This window comes from Paraburkholderia ginsengiterrae, assembly GCF_001645125.1.
Lineage (GTDB): Bacteria > Pseudomonadota > Gammaproteobacteria > Burkholderiales > Burkholderiaceae > Paraburkholderia > Paraburkholderia ginsengiterrae.
This window is the reverse complement of record NZ_LXKA01000110.1, coordinates 379,355-396,783: the sequence shown is the minus strand read 5'-3', so window position 1 is coordinate 396,783 and position 17,429 is coordinate 379,355. Positions and strand designations below refer to the sequence as shown.

16 protein-coding genes and 1 tRNA gene are annotated in these 17,429 nt (G+C 61.6%); 10 read left to right on the top strand and 7 right to left on the bottom strand.

Annotated features, from left to right (window positions below):
- Nucleotides 1-175 precede the first annotated feature (175 nt).
- Nucleotides 176-859 carry a histidine phosphatase family protein gene (locus A6V37_RS09855; protein WP_064267062.1) on the top strand — a complete coding sequence of 228 codons (684 nt, stop codon included), beginning with the start codon at nucleotides 176-178 and terminating at the stop codon, nucleotides 857-859.
- Here A6V37_RS09855 and A6V37_RS09850 read toward each other — a convergent pair whose 3' ends face one another.
- Nucleotides 860-1,681, bottom strand: coding sequence for a Cof-type HAD-IIB family hydrolase (locus A6V37_RS09850; RefSeq protein WP_064285944.1), 822 nt, complete (start codon nucleotides 1,679-1,681; stop codon nucleotides 860-862).
- 123 nt (nucleotides 1,682-1,804) lie between these two features.
- On the bottom strand, nucleotides 1,805-2,686 hold the full coding sequence (locus A6V37_RS09845) for a glucosamine kinase nucleotide-binding domain-containing protein (protein WP_064267060.1): 882 nt from the start codon (nucleotides 2,684-2,686) through the stop codon (nucleotides 1,805-1,807).
- A 140-nt stretch (nucleotides 2,687-2,826) separates the two neighbouring features.
- On the opposite strand from A6V37_RS09845, the gene A6V37_RS09840 reads away from it, so the two are divergent.
- Together A6V37_RS09840 and A6V37_RS09835 are read left to right on the top strand one after the other, a co-directional pair.
- Nucleotides 2,827-3,423, top strand: a complete 597-nt coding sequence (locus tag A6V37_RS09840; protein ID WP_064267059.1) for a DNA-3-methyladenine glycosylase I — start codon at nucleotides 2,827-2,829, stop codon at nucleotides 3,421-3,423.
- Nucleotides 3,424-3,834: 411 nt separating this feature from the next.
- Complete coding sequence (locus A6V37_RS09835) at nucleotides 3,835-4,260, top strand: hypothetical protein (RefSeq protein WP_064267058.1); 426 nt, start codon at nucleotides 3,835-3,837, stop codon at nucleotides 4,258-4,260.
- A gap of 200 nt (nucleotides 4,261-4,460) precedes the next feature.
- Here A6V37_RS09835 and rpsU read toward each other — a convergent pair whose 3' ends face one another.
- A complete protein-coding gene (rpsU, locus tag A6V37_RS09830; RefSeq protein WP_006050883.1) occupies nucleotides 4,461-4,673 on the bottom strand; it encodes a 30S ribosomal protein S21 in 213 nt (70 codons plus the stop codon).
- Nucleotides 4,674-5,031: 358 nt separating this feature from the next.
- On the bottom strand, nucleotides 5,032-5,976 hold the full coding sequence (locus A6V37_RS09825; protein WP_064267057.1) for an aldo/keto reductase: 945 nt from the start codon (nucleotides 5,974-5,976) through the stop codon (nucleotides 5,032-5,034).
- A gap of 268 nt (nucleotides 5,977-6,244) precedes the next feature.
- On the opposite strand from A6V37_RS09825, the gene A6V37_RS09820 reads away from it, so the two are divergent.
- The 6 genes from A6V37_RS09820 (at nucleotide 6,245) to A6V37_RS09795 (ending at nucleotide 13,853) form a co-directional block, all read left to right on the top strand.
- Entirely contained in the window at nucleotides 6,245-7,393 is a 1,149-nt protein-coding gene (locus tag A6V37_RS09820) for a flagellin (RefSeq protein WP_064267056.1), read from the top strand.
- A 159-nt stretch (nucleotides 7,394-7,552) separates the two neighbouring features.
- The gene (fliD, locus tag A6V37_RS09815) at nucleotides 7,553-9,058 is read left to right on the top strand and encodes a flagellar filament capping protein FliD (RefSeq protein WP_064267055.1); all 1,506 of its coding nucleotides are present in this window, start codon (nucleotides 7,553-7,555) and stop codon (nucleotides 9,056-9,058) included.
- Nucleotides 9,059-9,077: 19 nt separating this feature from the next.
- Complete coding sequence (fliT, locus tag A6V37_RS09810; protein WP_423213105.1) at nucleotides 9,078-9,377, top strand: flagellar protein FliT; 300 nt, start codon at nucleotides 9,078-9,080, stop codon at nucleotides 9,375-9,377.
- 269 nt (nucleotides 9,378-9,646) lie between these two features.
- Nucleotides 9,647-11,986 (top strand): tetratricopeptide repeat protein, encoded by a 2,340-nt coding sequence (locus A6V37_RS09805; protein WP_064285958.1) that lies wholly within the window; start codon nucleotides 9,647-9,649, stop codon nucleotides 11,984-11,986.
- A gap of 24 nt (nucleotides 11,987-12,010) precedes the next feature.
- Nucleotides 12,011-13,177 carry a dTDP-4-amino-4,6-dideoxy-D-glucose aminotransferase VioA gene (gene vioA, locus A6V37_RS09800; protein ID WP_064267053.1) on the top strand — a complete coding sequence of 389 codons (1,167 nt, stop codon included), beginning with the start codon at nucleotides 12,011-12,013 and terminating at the stop codon, nucleotides 13,175-13,177.
- A 13-nt stretch (nucleotides 13,178-13,190) separates the two neighbouring features.
- Nucleotides 13,191-13,853: an acetyltransferase gene (locus A6V37_RS09795; RefSeq protein WP_064267052.1), complete on the top strand. Its 663-nt coding sequence runs from the start codon at nucleotides 13,191-13,193 to the stop codon at nucleotides 13,851-13,853.
- A gap of 76 nt (nucleotides 13,854-13,929) precedes the next feature.
- Here A6V37_RS09795 and A6V37_RS09790 read toward each other — a convergent pair whose 3' ends face one another.
- On the bottom strand, nucleotides 13,930-14,658 hold the full coding sequence (locus A6V37_RS09790) for an LbetaH domain-containing protein (RefSeq protein WP_064267051.1): 729 nt from the start codon (nucleotides 14,656-14,658) through the stop codon (nucleotides 13,930-13,932).
- Between the two features lie 363 nt (nucleotides 14,659-15,021).
- On the opposite strand from A6V37_RS09790, the gene A6V37_RS09785 reads away from it, so the two are divergent.
- On the top strand, nucleotides 15,022-16,089 hold the full coding sequence (locus tag A6V37_RS09785) for an HAD family hydrolase (protein ID WP_064267050.1): 1,068 nt from the start codon (nucleotides 15,022-15,024) through the stop codon (nucleotides 16,087-16,089).
- Nucleotides 16,090-16,119: 30 nt separating this feature from the next.
- On the opposite strand, the gene A6V37_RS09780 is transcribed toward A6V37_RS09785, so the two are convergent.
- Both A6V37_RS09780 and A6V37_RS09775 read right to left on the bottom strand, forming a co-directional pair.
- Complete coding sequence (locus A6V37_RS09780) at nucleotides 16,120-16,677, bottom strand: outer membrane protein (protein WP_064267049.1); 558 nt, start codon at nucleotides 16,675-16,677, stop codon at nucleotides 16,120-16,122.
- A 406-nt stretch (nucleotides 16,678-17,083) separates the two neighbouring features.
- A tRNA-Arg gene (locus tag A6V37_RS09775) sits at nucleotides 17,084-17,159 on the bottom strand.
- Nucleotides 17,160-17,429 lie beyond the last annotated feature (270 nt).

Genomic DNA, 17,429 nt, shown 5'->3' with positions numbered 1-17,429 from the left:
GGCGCGTCTGGCGCGCCTGATTGTCCAGGCGGTCAAAGCGGGCGCTTCGGCGCCCGTTTGTTTTGTTGCAAACCGCGCTGGCATCTCGCGCGGGCACCTTGATATCGGACCCATGGCGCCCCTGTGGCCCGCTGCTAGAATCGTGCGACTTTCCAGGCTCGCACAGGTGCTACCGATGAACCGTTTCCGCGGATTCCTGCATGGCGTTGCATTCACCGTCGGCGGCTTGTGCGCGGGCGCGCTGACGGTGCCCGCCGCGCATGCGGCCGACGGCCAGACTGAAACCCTCGTGTTCGTGCGGCACGGCGAGAAACCCGCGCAAGGCTATGGCCAACTCAGCTGTCAGGGGCTCAACCGCGCGCTCGCGTTACCGGCGGTGATCGCCGCCAAGTATGGCAAACCGGATGCGATCTACGCGCCCGATCCCGGCCAGCAAAAGGACGACAGCGGCAAACCCTATTACTACATCCGGCCGCTCGCGACGATCGAGCCGACCGCCATCCAGTTTCAGATGCCGGTGCAAACGCCGTATGGCTTTGCGCAGATCGACCAGCTCAGCTCCGCGCTCGTCGAGCCGGCCAATCGCCACAAGCTGATCGTGATTGCGTGGGAACACAAGCTGATCGTGAAGATGTTGCGCCAGATGCTCAGCGCGCACGGCGGCAATGCCGCCGATGTTCCGAACTGGAAGAGCGACGACTTCGACAGTATTTATGTCGTTCGGCTCGACTGGCAAAACGGCACCGCGCGCGCCAGCTTCAAGCATGAGCATCAAGGTCTGGATGGCCGCGCAACCGATTGTCCTTGTGCGACGCTCCCGGGCGCCGCCTCCACGGCTTCCGCGGCTACGGCGAACTAATCAGGATGCCAGTTCGTCGCTGAGCGAGAAAAGTTTGCGCAGGTGGTGCGCGACGCCTGCTTCGAAGTTGTTGCCGATACGCGGCACATTCGGCAACCGCGTGATGAGATCTGGATTGGCATTGTTCATCATGAACGGATGACCGGCCGTCTCCAGCAGATCGATGTCGTTCATGTTGTCGCCGAAGGCTACGCATTGCGAAGCGTCGGCGCCGAGACGCTCGAGCACGATTCGCAGGGCGCGCCCCTTCGATACGTTCGCCGTCATCACTTCCAGACAGTCCGGCAGCGAATAGGTCACATACAGCGCGTCGCCGAACTCACGCTCGAGGTTCGCGGCAACCTGGGCGAGATCGGCGGGATCGCCTATATAGAGCGCCTTCGCGATGTCGGCGCCGTCATGTTTCGCCAGATCGGTCACCTCGTACGTGAAGCCGGAATCCTGGTGCAACTTCAACAGATCCGGCGCGTCGCGGTCGATCAACCATGCCTGGTCGGCAAACAGATTGACGATCACCCGGCCATGCGCGCCGGAAATTTCCGGCTGCACCAGCCGTTGCACGATGGCCGGCGGCAGGTCGTCGGCATGGATCACGGTGTGGTCCGGTGCATGGATGCGCGCCCCGTTCGACGTAATCAGATACGGCTCGATGCCCAGCAGGTCGCGGATACCGGCGACGTCGCAATAATGACGGCCAGTGGCAATCACGAACTGCAGGCCGTCACTCTCCAGCGTGCGCACGGTGGCGACCGTGAACGGGTCCACCTGATGATCCGCGTTGAGCAGCGTGCCGTCGAGGTCCGTGGCGATGACTTTGTACATGGTGTGAGCAGCCGGGCAGCGTCAAAGCGGCTATTTTACCGTTGCCGGCCGAATTGGCAGGAATACGTAAGCTCTGAGCTCGGCAATTCTTCACCCCACCCGCACCACGTTGCGGGCCAACCTTCAGCCGCCAAGTCGGGCCGCTTCGCGCAGGGCCAACTGCAATCCGCCATGCGCCGAGTCGGCCAGCGGTTCGCGCAAGCGAGCTTGATAGGTCGGCGGGACATGCTCGCGCAACGGCGCGCCAAGCCCGCCGCACAACGCGACCGGCAAGCTCGCCGAAGGATCGAGCGCGGCGATCATCTTGCCCACTTCGACGCCCGCCTCGTCGAGCAAACGCGCCGCGAATGGATGCCCACTGTGCGCGATGACGATCGGCGCAAGTCTCGCGTAAGCCGTCTGATTGGCTTCGCAGAGCCAGACGACGAGGCTGTCGCGGTCGTGCGCGCCGGTGTGGGCGAGCAACGCCTGCGCCAGATCGTCGTAGGGCACGCGCGCGTCGAGCGCCTGTTGCGCGTGCACGATAGCGCGCAGCCCGAGCCACGCGCCGCTCGCTTCGTCGCCCGATGGGTAGCCGAAGCCCCCGGCGACGCGACATTCACCATTGCCGTCAAGCACCGCCGCCTGACTACCGGTGCCAAGCGCGACCACTACGCCCTGCGCGCCGCCGTGCGCACCCAGCAACGTGGTATACACGTCGCTCTCCACCGCGAGTCCGGCTACCGCCGGTGCCTGCGCGCGAAACGCGGCTAGCCAGTCGCGATTGTTGACGCCCGCCAATCCGCAGCCAAGCACGCAGCGCGACCAGTCCAGCGCCGCGCCGGCTTGAGCCAACGCTTCGGCGCAACCGGCCGTGATGGCTTGCCACGCCCGTTCGACGCCGAGCCCCAAACCCGACGGGCCACTTGCCGCCTGCGCCAGTTCGCGCCCTTGCGCGTCGCCGAGCACGACGCGCGTGCCGCTGCCGCCGCCGTCAATGCCGATCAGAAAGAGGTCTTTGTTCATCGAATCGAGTGAATTCCGTGGGTGAATAACGCGTAGCGTGGCAGGTCGGCCGCGATCCGGCAATCGGCCGAACGGCCAGCTTGCGGTGCGCGCCGCATCGGCTATGCTGGCGGACGACTTCACAACGCAGGAGCGCGACAGTGACACAGCGGTGCAACTGGGTATCGAGCGAAGCGCTCGCACACTATCACGACACGGAGTGGGGCGTACCCTCGCGCGACGACCGCCATCTGTTCGAGATGCTCGTACTGGAAGGCGCGCAGGCGGGTTTGTCCTGGTCGACCATTCTCAACAAGCGGGCCGGCTATCGCCGGGCATTTGCCGACTTCGAGATCGACAAGGTGGCGCGCTTTACGCCCAAACACGTGGAGGCGCTCGTGACGGATGAGAGTATCGTGCGTCATCGCGGCAAGATCGAGGCGGCGATTACCAACGCTCGCGCCGTCCAGCAGATTCAGGTCGAGCACGGGTCGCTCGCCAACTTCGTCTGGTCGTTCGTCGACCAGACGCCGATCCAGAACGATTGGGCCTCTTACAAGCAGGCGCCTGCCTCGACCGAGATCTCGGACGCGCTAAGCAAGGGGCTGAAGCGCTATGGTTGCAAGTTCGTCGGCTCGACGATCTGTTACGCGTTCATGCAAGCAGTAGGCATGGTGAACGATCACGAGGCGGGCTGCATGTGCCGCGCGCGATGCGCGGCGCTCGGCAAGAAAGGGCGTAATCGCAAAGCTGGTTGACGCTGCAGCGGTGAAAGCCCCGGCGAACCGCCTGCGCTTAGTGCCGCTGTTCTAAACAAGGGAAGCGGCTCCGGGAAACTTCCGAGTGGCGCAGCGCACATACGGCCTCGCGCCTTGTGGCACAAGGCCGGCGCGGTGGGGAGACGGTACGCGGGCCATCCTGAGCCCGCCCGGTATGCCCATACGTCAACAGCTCAACTGCGGTTCCGGCCCACGGCGGCCGTTATACGGTTATGAGCGCTGCGGCGGCCGACGGAGCTTGCGCGGAATGCACCACGGGACCCGCCAAAGCCGGGAATTGGGCGTTTTTCTCCGCGCTAGTCCGAGCTTCGTAAAACGGCATGCGCCCGATACTGCTCGTCATCCGCTCTAACAATGAATAACCGCTGCTGACCGCGCGAGAGACCAACCATGAAAACGCTTAGCTTCCTGACGCATCAGGACATTTTCGATCAGGCCGTGAGCCACCTGTTCAGCCAGAAGCGCGCAGCATTGCTGCCGCGCGGCGGTGGGGCTTATCGGGGCTACTGCGGCGGCTGCCCGGTCGGCAGCTTCATCAAGCCACGCGACTATATGACGGCGATGGAAGGCATCCCGGCGCGCTTTATCGGCAAACCTCCCGCGGAAGTGCCGGCGTATATGGACGTGGGCCTGTCCGCCTTGAAGAAAGCGCTGCTGCGCTCGCGCATCAATGTGTATGACCCGAGCACCGTCGAGTTGCTCAGCTGTCTGCAAAACGTGCACGACGTGTTCGGCACCTGGGAATGGCGCGAGCGCTTGGGGTCGATCGCGCGGCAGTTCAACCTCTCCGCTGACAGCCTGAAGAGCGCGGCATAACCCATCAGGTCTGCGGCGCGGCTTACGCGGCACCACACTGGCACCTGCGGTCCGGCCCTCGCACGCTCCGCGCCTCATGGCACCCGGATCCGCCTGACCCCGCGCTGACCCAAACGCATCAACGAACCCCAAAAAGCAAAACGGCGATGTGGCTTCTTTCGAAGCTCACACCGCCGTTCGGCCGTGCGGAAAAAGCGTGCTTAGTGCAGCTTCTTCGGCAGCATCTGGCTGCGCAGGCGCTTGTGCAGGCGCTTCACAGCAGCTGCCTTCTTACGCTTACGTGCCGTGGTCGGCTTTTCGTACGATTGGCGCTCACGCAGTTCAGCGATCAGGCCATTCTTTTCGATTGCGCGACGAAAGCGGCGAATTGCCACTTCGAACGGCTCGTTTTCCTTCAGAAGAATCGTCGTCATGTAATTCCTAACTCAATCACTTGATACGGGTTAATTGCGTGGCGGCAGACCGCTCACGCGCCGGCCCTCCGGTCGTTTCGATTCATGGCCAGTAACAGGCAAACGCGGGTGGAACCCGGCCAAACCACGAATGAAACGAGAGGCAAAGCGGCCACGGAGGCCGGAAAAGAGAGGTGGGGAGTTCACCGCGGAACGCGGACAGACGTAACGCAAATGCCGCGTCTGTTGCCGTTTCGCCAACCTTTCATCAATGAAAAACACTGACGAAACAGGCAAAGATCTCAATTCACTCCCGATGATATCAGGAAACTCTCCATGCTACCAGGGGTTTAGCGATTGCGCCAGGCCGCCCGCCCGTTCAGGCGGCGCTCGCTTTGTCCAGTTCACGGATATCGGTTCCAGTCAGCATCAGGTGGACAGCGGCCGCGAGGCTTTCGAGCTGGCCTACTGAGGTTGCACTGGCAATAGGGGCCGTAACACTGGGTCGCGCAATCAACCATGCCAGCGCGACGGTGGCCGGCGTGCTCGCATGCTGTTCGGCAACCCGGTCGAGCGCGCCCAGAATTCGCAAACCGCGTTCGTTCAGATACTTTTCTACCCGGCTGCCGCGCGCCTTATTGGCCAGATCCGCCTGCGAGCGGTACTTACCGGACAGAAAACCGCTAGCCAGACTGTAGTACACCACCACGCCGAGGTGATTGGCCAGCGCCACCGGTTCGGTGTCACGCTCATATTCCGCGCGATCATACAGGTTGTATTCCGGCTGCAGCAGCTGATATTCGGGCAGCCCGTGCTGACGCGACACGGCGAGCGCTTCCTCGATACGCGCACCGCTGTAGTTCGACGCGCCGATCACCCGCACCTTGCCCGCCTCGATCAGCTTCTGATATGCGCCCAGCGTTTCCTCAAGCGGCGTCTCCGTGTCGTCGTCGTGAGAAAAGTAGACGTCGATGTAATCGGTTTGCAAGCGCCGCAGCGAGTCTTCCACCGCGGCCTGGATATTGGCCGCGGACAACCCCTTGCGCTGCGGATGCTTCGACACCTTGGTGGCGAGCACGATCTTGTCGCGTTTGCCGCTCTGGCGGAACCACTTGCCGATGATCGTTTCCGACTCGCCGCCCTGGTTGCCGGGCACCCACGCGGAATAGACATCGGCGGTATCGACAAAGTCGAGACCTGCATCGACAAATGCATCAAGAATAGAAAACGAGGTGGCTTCATCGGCCGTCCAGCCGAAAACATTGCCACCGAACATAAGCGGCGCGACCTGCAATTCAGAACGTCCAATGCGGCGTTTTTGCATGATTTCTCCAGCGTTTGTTACAGCAGTAAAACAGAATACGCCGCCTTTTCATTAGCCGCAGCGAGTCCGCCAATCATGGCTGCGGGCGGTTCCCGGCAATGTGGCGCGCCGCGTGGCCTGGAAAAGAATTGGGTCGCCATTGCATAAAGTCCCTCAAGTTTTTTTTAGGGACGCCGTCAACCTTCACTGAGGCGGCCAGCAATGAACGAGTGCTTTCCGCCGATGCCAACGTGGCGTATTGGGCTCAAGGCTTATTTAGGAGATTTTCATGCTCGGAATCAATAGCAACATCAACTCGCTGGTTGCACAGCAAAACCTCAATGGCTCGCAAAGCGCCCTCTCGCAAGCCATCACGCGCCTGTCCTCGGGCAAGCGCATCAACAGCGCGGCTGACGATGCAGCAGGTCTGGCAATCTCGACCCGTATGCAAACGCAGATCAACGGCCTGAACCAAGGCGTGTCGAACGCGAACGACGGCGTGTCGATGATTCAAACGGCATCGAGCGCACTGTCCTCGCTGACCTCGAGCCTGCAACGTATTCGCCAGCTGTCCGTGCAAGCATCGACGGGCACGCTGTCGTCGAGCGACCAGGCAGCACTGCAGAAGGAAGTTTCGGCACAGATCTCGGAAGTGAACCGTATCGCGTCGCAAACGACGTACAACGGCACGAACATTCTGGACGGCTCGGCAGGCAGCGTGACGTTCCAGGTCGGCGCGAACGTTGGCCAGACCATCAGCCTGAACCTGAGCCAGTCGATGTCGGCAGCGAAGATCGGTGGCGGCCTGGTGCAAACGGGTCAAACGGTCGGCTCGGTTTCGCTCAGCACGGACGCGGCGGGTGTTTACACGACGGCTTCCAGCCCGGCAATCACGCAGATCAACGTGCTGTCGGACGGCAAGGGCGGCTACACCTTCACCGACCAGAACAACCAGGCACTCGCTGCAACCGTCGGCGCTGCAATCTTCGGCGCAAACGCAACGGCAGGTACGGGCACCGCGATCACGAACATCGCACTCCAGGCCGCTGCAACGACCACGGCAGGCGCAGGTTCCGCTGCTCAGGTTTCGGCAGTTGCACAGATCAACGCAATCAACGCACCGCCGACGGTTTCGGGCCTCGACATCAGCACGGTCACCGGCGCGAACCAGGCATTGGTCTCGATCGACAACGCACTGCAGACAGTGAACAACCTGCAAGCATCGCTCGGCGCCGCGCAAAACCGCTTCACGGCAATCGCAACGGCGCAGCAAGCAGAGTCGACCGACCTGTCGTCGGCACAGTCGCAAATCACGGACGCCAACTTCGCACAAGAAACGGCGAACCTGAGCAAGGCGCAAGTGCTGCAGCAAGCTGGTATCTCGGTGTTGGCGCAAGCTAACTCGAACCCGCAGCAAGTTCTGAAGCTCCTGCAGTAAGAGCTGACGCAGTAACAGGGAGGCGCCGCGCGACAAGTGCGGCACCTCCCTGAGATTCAAGACAACGGGAGGCTCGCCTCCCGCTGTGCATTCCCATCATGATGTGATGTAGCATCGCGCACCACCCAATACAGATTTCCAGACGCCCGGAGCCTCTGAATGTCCTCGATCTCAACCACGTCTTCTACCGCGTCGGCCAATTCCGCGCTGCAATCGGCCGCGCAATCGATCATCAGCGGCTCGACCGGCAATTCGTCGATGGACGTGTCGTCGCTCGTCACAGCCCTTGTGAACGCGAAGACCGCAGGACAAACCGCGGCTCTGGCGGCGCAACAGACGAAAGACAGCACCACCCTGTCCGCCTACGGTGCACTAAGCTCGGCGTTGAGCGCGCTGCAGTCGGGCATCACGAACCTCGCCAACGGCGCGACGCTGTCGACTTTCGCGGCAACCACGAGTGGTACCGGCCTGACGGCGACTGCAGGCGCGGGTGCGGTGGCCGGCAGCTACTCGGTGGCGGTGACGCAGATCGCAAGCTCGCAGGCTTTGTCGTCGGCGGCGTTCGGCGCCACCACGCAACTGGGCACGGGCACGCTGACGATCTCGCTCGGCGGCAAGTCGATGAACATCAACGTCGACAGCACCAATAACACGCTCTCGGGAATCGCGGCCGCAATCAACGGCGGCACCGGCAATCCGGGTGTCACGGCGACCATCGTGACCGGCACTGACGGCGCTCACCTCGTGCTGCGCGGGGCCAACACGGGCGCGGCCAACGTCATCAACGTCAGCACTAGCAACGTCACCACGGACAACGGCCTGTCGAGCCTCGGTGTGACTTCGACCGCGAGCACCACTGGCGGCCAGTCGTCGATCACCTCGGCGAATTCGAGCAGCGCGTGGACGCAAAGCGGCTTCGCCCAGGACGCGGAATTCACCGTGGGCGGGATCGCGGCCAGCAGCTCGACCAACTCCGTGACGACCGCCATTTCGGGCGTCACGATGAACCTGACGGCGGCGGCAGCGGGCACCACGCAAACGCTGAACATTGCGGCTGACACTTCGTCACAGAGCGCCGCGATCAACAATTTCGTGAGCCTCTACAACACCGTCGTCACGACGATGGCCACGCTCACCTCGTTCAACTCGTCGTCCACCTCGCAAGGTCCGCTGCTGGGCGACTCGACGCTGCAGACGATCCAGAACACGCTGGCCACCATCGTCGGCGGCTCGGTCGGCGCGGGCCCGACGGGCACCACGCTGGCGGCGATCGGCATCACTCTGAAGGACGATCCCGCGGACGGCACCATGGTCGTCAACAGCAGCACGCTGACCACCGCACTGACGGCCAGCCCGGCGACGGTCGCCAAGCTGTTCAACTCGACCAACGGCATCGCCGAGCAGTTGAACAGCAGCATTACCACCTTCACGCAGACCGGCGGCATCATCGACACGCGCAACAGCGCGCTGAACGCCGACCTGAAAAGCATCACCACGCAGCAAAGCGCGCTCGCCGACTACACGGCGCAATTGACGAGCCAGTATCAGGCGCAATTCACCGCCCTGAACACGCTGATGGCGACGATGAACAACAATTCGCAGTACCTGACCGCCCTGTTCGGCGGCACGAACAGCGCCGGCGCGCTAGCTACCAATAAGGGCTAAGCCAATGGACTCGACCGGTATGACCCAGACCGAACTGGTTGAACGCGTGCTGTCGATGACACGGGACATCGAGCAGGCGGCATCGCTTGCCGACTGGCCGGAAGCGGCCCGCCTGACCGAGGCGCGCTCCCCGCTGCTGATGTCGCTGACGGCGGATCAGGAGCCGGCCGCGCTCGACCTGATCCGTCAGATCCAGGCCGCCGACGCGGCGCTGCTCGCGGATGCCGCGACGACCCAAACCGAGTTGCACATCGAATTCGAAGCAGCAATTGGACGCACCAAGGCCGCTGGAGAATATCAGCGCATGGCCCGAATGTAAGCGGCGCAGCCAGCCCAGCGCCGTCATGGCGGAAGTCTGGCCGGCTAAAACGCTCCGCTTGACCCAACAATAAGAAGTACGCGCCGACGTAGGGCGCGCTCGTTCCCTCAGCCCGCCTCGCGCGGGCTTTTTTCTTGTTTCCGGCTTTCCGGCCCCCTCCCCATACGCTAAACAGGCGGCTTTTTCACCGTCATCTCCGCGCATCGGAAACGCCCTGCCCGTCGCACAATTTCCACCATAGACCTTACTGTGCCGACACCATGACTCTCCTGCACGAAGCGCCGACCGCCGAACCCTTGACGCCCGAGCAACAGTTCGAGCAGGACATCGCTCTGGTTTTGCAGACCGCGCTGGACCATCACCACAAGGGCGAGCTCGACGACGCCGAAGCGCTCTACAAGGCGATTCTCGACGCCAAACCCGGCCACACCGACGTGCAGTACAACCTCGGCGTGCTGTACACGCAGAACGGCCGTCCCGCCGACGCCCTGCCACACTTCGAAACCGCGCTCGGCGCCGCGCAGAACAACGGTCAATTCTGGGTGGCCTACATCAGCGCGTTGATCGACGCGGGCCAGATGCAGGCGGCCTGGCTGGCGCTGGAAATGGGACAGCAACGTGGCTTGAAAGGGCCGGCAGTCAACGGACTGATTACGCGGATGTCGTACGGCGGTGCCGGCTTCGCCACCGCCGCGGTCGCGCCGGCCGTCAAGACACCGGAACCTACCGCGACGGTGGTCATTTCGACCGAGCGGGACACCGCGGACGCCGCGACGGCGGCGCTCGATACACGCCGCCCCACCCCGCAGGAAATAGCCCGCTTCAACACGCTCTTCGCCAAGGGCCACTCCGCGGATGCGCTCAAGCTCGCGCGCAGCATGAGCGAACGTTATCCGTCGAACGGACTCGCCTGGCGCTGTCTCGCCATCGCGCTCCATCAGGCCGGTCAATACAGCGAGTCTGAGCAGCCCTTCAGGAACGCCATCAAGTTTGGCGCCGACGATTCCGAGGTGCGCAAAGGACTGTCCGATCTGCTGCGTCTGCTAGGTAAGAACGCCGAGGCGGAAGTCGAGTGCAGAAAACTGCTCGAACTGCATCCGGACCACTCCGAAGGCCATCGTATCCTCGGCATGGTGCTCGCCAGCCTGGGCCGCATCAGTGAAGGGGTCGCCGGGTGCCGTCGTGCTACCGAACTCTCGCCCGACTATGCGGAGGCGCATAGCACGCTCGGCGTCGTGCTGCTCGACGCCGGCGCCACCGAAGAAGCCGAACAGTGCTTCCGGCGCGCGCTCGAACTCGATCCCAAGAATGCCCCGACGCGCAGCAATCTGCTCTTCGCCATCGCGCACAACCCGCACATCGCTCCAGAGAAGATTTACGCCGAGCATCGCCAGTTTGCGAAGATTCATGAAGGCTCGCTGCGCTTGCCGAAGCCGCATCACACGAATAGCCGCGCGCCCAATCGCCAGCTGAAAATCGGTATCGTCTCCGGCGACTTGTTCCGGCACGCTGTCGCATCCTACCTGCTCCCGATAATGGAGCCGCTCGCAAACGACGAGAGCCTGCAGCTCCACGTCTACTACAACCACGTGCAGGACGACGGCTACACGCAATTGCTATCCAGCCACGCGCACCAGTGGACCCGAATCTCCGGCATGCGAGACGAGCAATTCGTCGCCAAGGTTCGCGACGACAAGATCGATATCCTGATCGACATGAGCGGGCATACCGGCCGCAACCGGCTGCAAGCATTCGCGCGCAAACCCGCGCCGATTCAGGCCAGCTGGATCGGTTACCCGGCGACGACCGGCCTCGACGCGATGGACTACTATCTCAGCGACCGCTTCTTTACGCCGTTCGGCGACATCGAGAAGCAGTTCTCCGAGAAACTCGTCCACCTGGCCTCCATCGGGCCATTCCACCCGGAAAAGAATGCGCCGCCGGTCAATATCCTGCCGGCCATGCACAACGGTTACATCACGTTCGGCAGCTTCAACCGGTTGAACAAGCTGCGCCCCGACGTGATCGCCGTATGGGCACGCCTGCTTCGCGCGTTGCCCACTTCCCGCATGGTGCTCGGTTCGATGACCGGCGACGAGGGCGATGACAATCTCATCAGCTGGTTCGTCAACGAAGGTATTTCGCGGGACCGCCTGAGTTTCCGTTCGCGCTCCCGCGCGGAGGTCTACCTGCAGCAGCACTTTCAGGTCGACCTCTGCCTCGACACGTTCCCCTACACCGGTTCGACGACCGTTCTGAACTCGCTGTGGATGGGCGTGCCGACGCTGACGATCGCCGGCAAAACTATGGCGAGCCGCGCGGCAATGGCGTGGCTCGCCCATTCGGGTCTCGACGCCTTCGCGGCCGAAGATGCGGACGACTTCGTCGCGAAGGGCATCAAGATCGCCTCCGACATCCCTGCACTCGCCAGCATTCGCACGTCACTGCGCGAGCGCTGCATGCAGTCGGCGCCATTTCAACCGGACGTAGTCGCCAAAAGCCTCTCCAGAGCATTTCGGACAATGTGGCAGCGCTGGTGCGACGGTCTCCCTCCGGCAGCTATCAGCACGGACGACGCGCAGACCGCGCTCATCCGCGACCCGGACTAAGTAATAAACAGTAGCGAGGAAACCATGGGCTCTAGCGCTCCTCTTCGTGCGATCGCGTCGCTGGACGACGAACGCATCTATGTGACTCAGCCGCATCTGCCGCCGCTGGCTGAGTTCCTCCCGTACCTCGAAAAGATCTGGACCAGCAAAATCCTGACGAACGGCGGACCGTTCCATCAGCAACTCGAAAAGGCGCTGTGCGAATATCTCGGCGTCGAGCATCTCGCGCTGTTCACCAACGGCACGCTGGCCCTCGTGACCGCGCTGCAGGCGCTGCGCATCAACGGCGAAGTCATTACCACGCCGTATTCGTTTGCCGCGACCGCTCATTCGCTGCTCTGGAACGGCATCAAACCGGTCTTCGTGGACGTGGATCCGAACACGCTCAATCTCGATCCGCAGAAGATCGAGGCGGCTATCACGCCGCAAACCACGGCCATCATGCCGGTGCACTGCTACGGCCATCCGTGCGATGTGAAGGCGATCCAGAAAATCGCCGATAACTACAACCTCAAGGTCATTTACGACGCCGCGCACGCGTTCGGCGTGCAGACCGAAGACGGCAGCGTGCTCAAGCACGGCGATCTGTCGATCGTCAGCTTCCACGCCACCAAGGTCTTCAACACCTTCGAAGGCGGCGCGATCATCTGTCCGGATGCGAAGACGAAGCAGCGCATCGACCATTTGAAGAACTTCGGTTTCGTGGATGAAGTGACCGTCGTGGCGGCAGGCATCAACGGCAAGATGAGCGAAATCAATGCCGCGTTCGGGCTGCTGCAACTGCAGCACGTCGACAAGGCGCTCGCGAAACGCAAGGCGATCGATGCGCAGTATCGCGAGTTGCTGGCCAACGTGCCCGGTATCCGCTGCCTGCTGGACTCCGGCGAAAAAGTGGCGAATTACGCTTACTTCCCCGTGCAGGTCGAAGACGATTTTCCGATCAGCCGTGATGCGCTGTATGACCACCTGAAGCAACACGATATCTATGCGCGTCGCTACTTCTACCCGCTGATTTCCGAATTTCCGATGTATCGCGGACTGCCGTCGGCGAACAAGGACAATCTGAGCGCGGCGAGCGCGGCGTCGAAACGTATCTTGTGCCTGCCGATCTATCCCGATCTGAATCCGGTGCAGGTTGAACGCATTGTGAGCTTCATCTCCGGCGTCAGTTCAGCGCGGACGATCGTCTAGCGGAACGCATGTAATGCAAAACATCGTGCTCGTGGGGTCGTCCGGACACGCCAAGGTCGTGATCGACATCGTCGAACGGCAGGGGCTATACCGGATCGTGGGCCTCATCGATGCGTTTCGGACTCCCGGCGAAATGACCCTGGGTTATCCGGTTCTTGGCGGTGAGTCCGATCTTGCAGCCCTTGTCAGCGAACACGAGCTGAAGGGCGTGATCGTCGCGATTGGCGACAACAGCGTGCGCGCGAAAGTCGCCGCCAACGTGACCGATCTCTGTCCATCATTGCCGCTGGTCAGCGCGGTGCATCCGGCGGCCAGCATCGGCAAAGGAACAAAGCTTGGTGCCGGGACAGTTGTCATGGCGGGCGCGGTGATCAATCCATCCTGCCACATCGGACGCGGCTGCATTGTCAACACGCGGGCCTCGCTCGATCACGATGGCGTGATGGATGATTTTTCGAGCCTGGCGCCAGGTGTGACCACCGGCGGCAATTGCCATATCGGCGGTCACGCGGCCGTGAGTATCGGTGCCGTGTTGCGTCATGGCATCGTGATCGGCGAACACAGCGTGGTGGGCGCCGGGTCGACCGTTCTCAACGCTGTGGAGGCTTTTTCGGTCGTGTACGGAACCCCCGCGAAGAAGGTCCGCGATCGTCTGCCTGGCGACAAGTATCTTTAACTGGACTAGCTGGTCTCGCGCTGTTCAAGCGCAGCATAGCGGGGCAACGCGCCCCGCTATGCTGCGTGTCAACGTATCAGGCCTTCACCGTCGCGGCCGCCTCGAACGCCGCTCTTTTTGAGCGCAGCAACTCGGTCAGGATTTCGATCGACCGCCCTTCATCTGCCGTCAGGTCAGCAAGGAACAGGTCGTTGTGTTTCCGGATCCACGACAGCGGCATGTCCCACCATGCAAGTTCAACCAGCTTCTCACGAATGCGCTCGGAGAACCGGAACCGAACGAGGCGCGCCGGAGAACCCACATAGATGCCGTAGGGTTCGCTTTTGAAATTGGACGGCACCAACGTTCGCGCTCCGATAACGCAGCCGTCCGCAACGGTGGAGCCGCCCAGAAACATCGCTTCGTCACCGATCCACACGTCGTTGCCGATGACCATGTCGCCGTACTGCGGCGGCGGCGCATTCGTCATCTCGCTGCCGAACACGCTCATCATCGACATTGAAATGGTGCGCATGTCGTGCTGTCCATTGAGCAGGAACTTCACTCGCAAACCGCCGGCGACGAATTTGCCGACGACCAGTTTCTGCAGCCCCGCATCATATTTGGCAATCGAACCGACGCCCAAACCCGAGCACTTGCCAATCACGAAGGTGCCGACGGTCGCTTCCTCGTCCATCCAGTTGCGAAAGAAGTTGTTGGGGATCGTCGAGATCGATCCGTCCCGATAGCCCAGCACAATGAAGGCTTTCGAGAAAGCGTGGTTGGGCTGAACTCCGATAAAGTCTTCTGAGGTGGTGACGTTCATGATGTTCCGAAAGAAGTCGTGCGCATTGCTTCGCCAGTGAGTCCTGAAACTGCCTGGGCCCACCGACGGCCACGGTCGCAAAAGAGCATATCGAGCCGCGAGACATAACACTCGATCGAATAGCGCCGGGTTTCGCCACCACTTCAGCGCATAGGGACATTCGTGATCGCGGTTGCGCAAGAGGCGCCCGCCGCTCGGCGCTTTCGCATGCAGCCGAGGCATGCGTTACCCAGTGCGCATTTTTTTGCGCGGATGCATCAGACCTTCTTGCCGAAATAACGCTGCGAGGGCTGCAATAACCGCTCTCGCCGATTAGACTGGCGCTCGCTTGACGTTCGACCCACCGATTTCGATGAGGCTTTTATGATTCGCACGATGCGCCAGTACTGCATTGCCTTTGCCGTTGTCCTTGTTTCCGCTTGCTCGGTTTTGCCGCATCAGAACGGAAGCGAGTCACAAGCTGGCGCATCGACGGCTGCGGCGCTGGCGTCGTGGAATGACACCCAGGCCAAACGGTCGATCGTCGACTTCGTCACGCTGGTGACGACGCCCGAGTCCAAGGACTTCATCCCCCGCGCCGACCGGATCGCCGTGTTCGACAACGACGGCACGCTGTGGCCCGAGCAGCCCGCGTCTGTGCAACTTGTGTTCGCGCTGCAGCGTGTGAAGACGGTGGCGGGCAAGCATCCGGAATGGAAGCGGCAGGAACCGTTCCGCTCCATCCTCAAGGGCAATCTCAAGAACGTGACGGCAGGCGGCGACGCCGGCTCGATGCGGCTGTTGGCGGCGGCACACGCCGGCATGACCGGCGATCAATTCGCCGCGCTCGTGCACGACTGGTTCGACTCGGCGAGCGACCCTCACTTCAACCGGCCGTATACCGATCTCGCTTATCAGCCCATGCTCGAACTGCTCGCGTATCTGCGCGCCAATGGCTTCAGGACCTATCTGGTGACTGGCGGCGATGTCGAATTCGTCCGCGATCTGGCGCAGCGCATGTACGGCATTCCGCCTGAGCAGGTGATCGGCAGCACGGTCAAATACCGGTACAGCCAGGCCAATGGCGCTGTTTCGCTGACCCGGCTTGCGCAGGTCGACAATCTGGTGGACGGTGCGGCCAAACCGCTCGCCATCGATCGCGTGATCGGCCGGCGTCCAATGATCGCGTTCGGCAACGCGGATAGCGACGCGCCCATGCTTGAATGGACGTCGGCGGGCGGCGGCCCGCGTCTTGCCGCGCTCGTGCATCACACGGATGCGGAGCGCGAATATGCGTATGATCGCGCAGCGAAGAGCGGCAAGCTCGACAAGGGGCTGGACGAGGCCGCCGCGAAGGGCTGGCTCGTCGTCGATATGAATAACGACTGGAAGACCGTGTTCAGGCCGGACAGCACCGCGACCGCGGCGGCGGCCGCGGCACCGACGAAGTAGTGTTGAACCGCGACGCGCGGGTCGAGGCGCTTACTTGAAGTGGTACTGAAGACCGATCGTAAAGCTGTTGTTCGTTCTCTTGGTGCCGTCGAGATTGCTCGTGTCCGTCGTCCACTCGCCCACCGCGCTCACGTGCCGCGCGAATTTGTATTCGACACCCAAGCCCCAATGCAAACGCGCGCTCGGCCAGTCTGTCGTTACGCCGACACGGGCATAAGGCATGAACTTGTTGAATGGCATGCCGAATTTCGCATCGATGCCGCCATCTTTATAGGTTGTCGAGCCGTGATGTAAATCGGCAAATACTTCCGCGCCCAACACGAATCTGTCGACAGCGAAGTTGTATCCCGCTGTGAAACCGGGGAAAACCGTGTTATGCGAAGCATTGTTCATGACGCCGGAAGCATCTGAGTTATTCACGCCCAGCTTGAAACCCAAATAGGGGCCGGCGAACTGGTTTGCGCCGGTCAGTGGAGCTTCTGCTTGCAGCGGAGCTTCTGGTTGTACCGGAGTTTCTGTTTGTGAGTGCGCGAGACTGGAAAGTAAAACCATCGAGGCGGTTAAAATCAGCCGAATTATTTTAGACATGACCCTGCAAATTAAAACAACGGCATGTGAATTGACTCGCTATGCCTTTATCAATAAATAAACGGGGCGCAATAAAAATCGTCCCGAGATAGCCATGCGTTGTGCAAACCGCATGAACTACGCATGCTAGTTAAGAGGGGAAATCGGGATGCTAGGAATTTTCTGCAAACGAAGTACCGCATTTCGGATTCTCAATTGATTGAAAATATTTTGAGAATTGTTGAAATAAATGCGGACAGGTGCGCTGGAGCAGTCGGCGGCGCATCGTGCCGAAGTCCTGTGTGCTTTTTATATGCTGGGAACGGGACAGTGGGGCGGCCCGTGTCGGAACGATACAAGGACGCCCGCAGAAAACAAAAGGGCTTAGCGCATTACGCGTAAGCCCTTGAGCAAGAATGACTCTTTATGGCGCGCCCGGCTGGGATCGAACCAGCAACCCCTGCCTTCGGAGGGCAGTACTCTATCCATTGAGCTACGGGCGCTTCAACACGAAAGCGCGGCAACCAGAACGGATGCGACGCCAAAGCGAGACCGCAAGGATACCCGGTTTCAGCCAAACCGTCCACCGGACGGCCCTCAAGGCCGTATCTCGCACATTCCGTTTCATCCCGCCGATGCGGGTAAACGCCTGCTGAACACCTCTCCGCTCCCCTCGCCGCCGCCGAAAGCTTGCGTCTATAATCGTCCGTGGCTGAATAAAGAACAAGAAGTTGCCGTCGCGCTGTACCGCTCACATACCCACGGAGACGAGA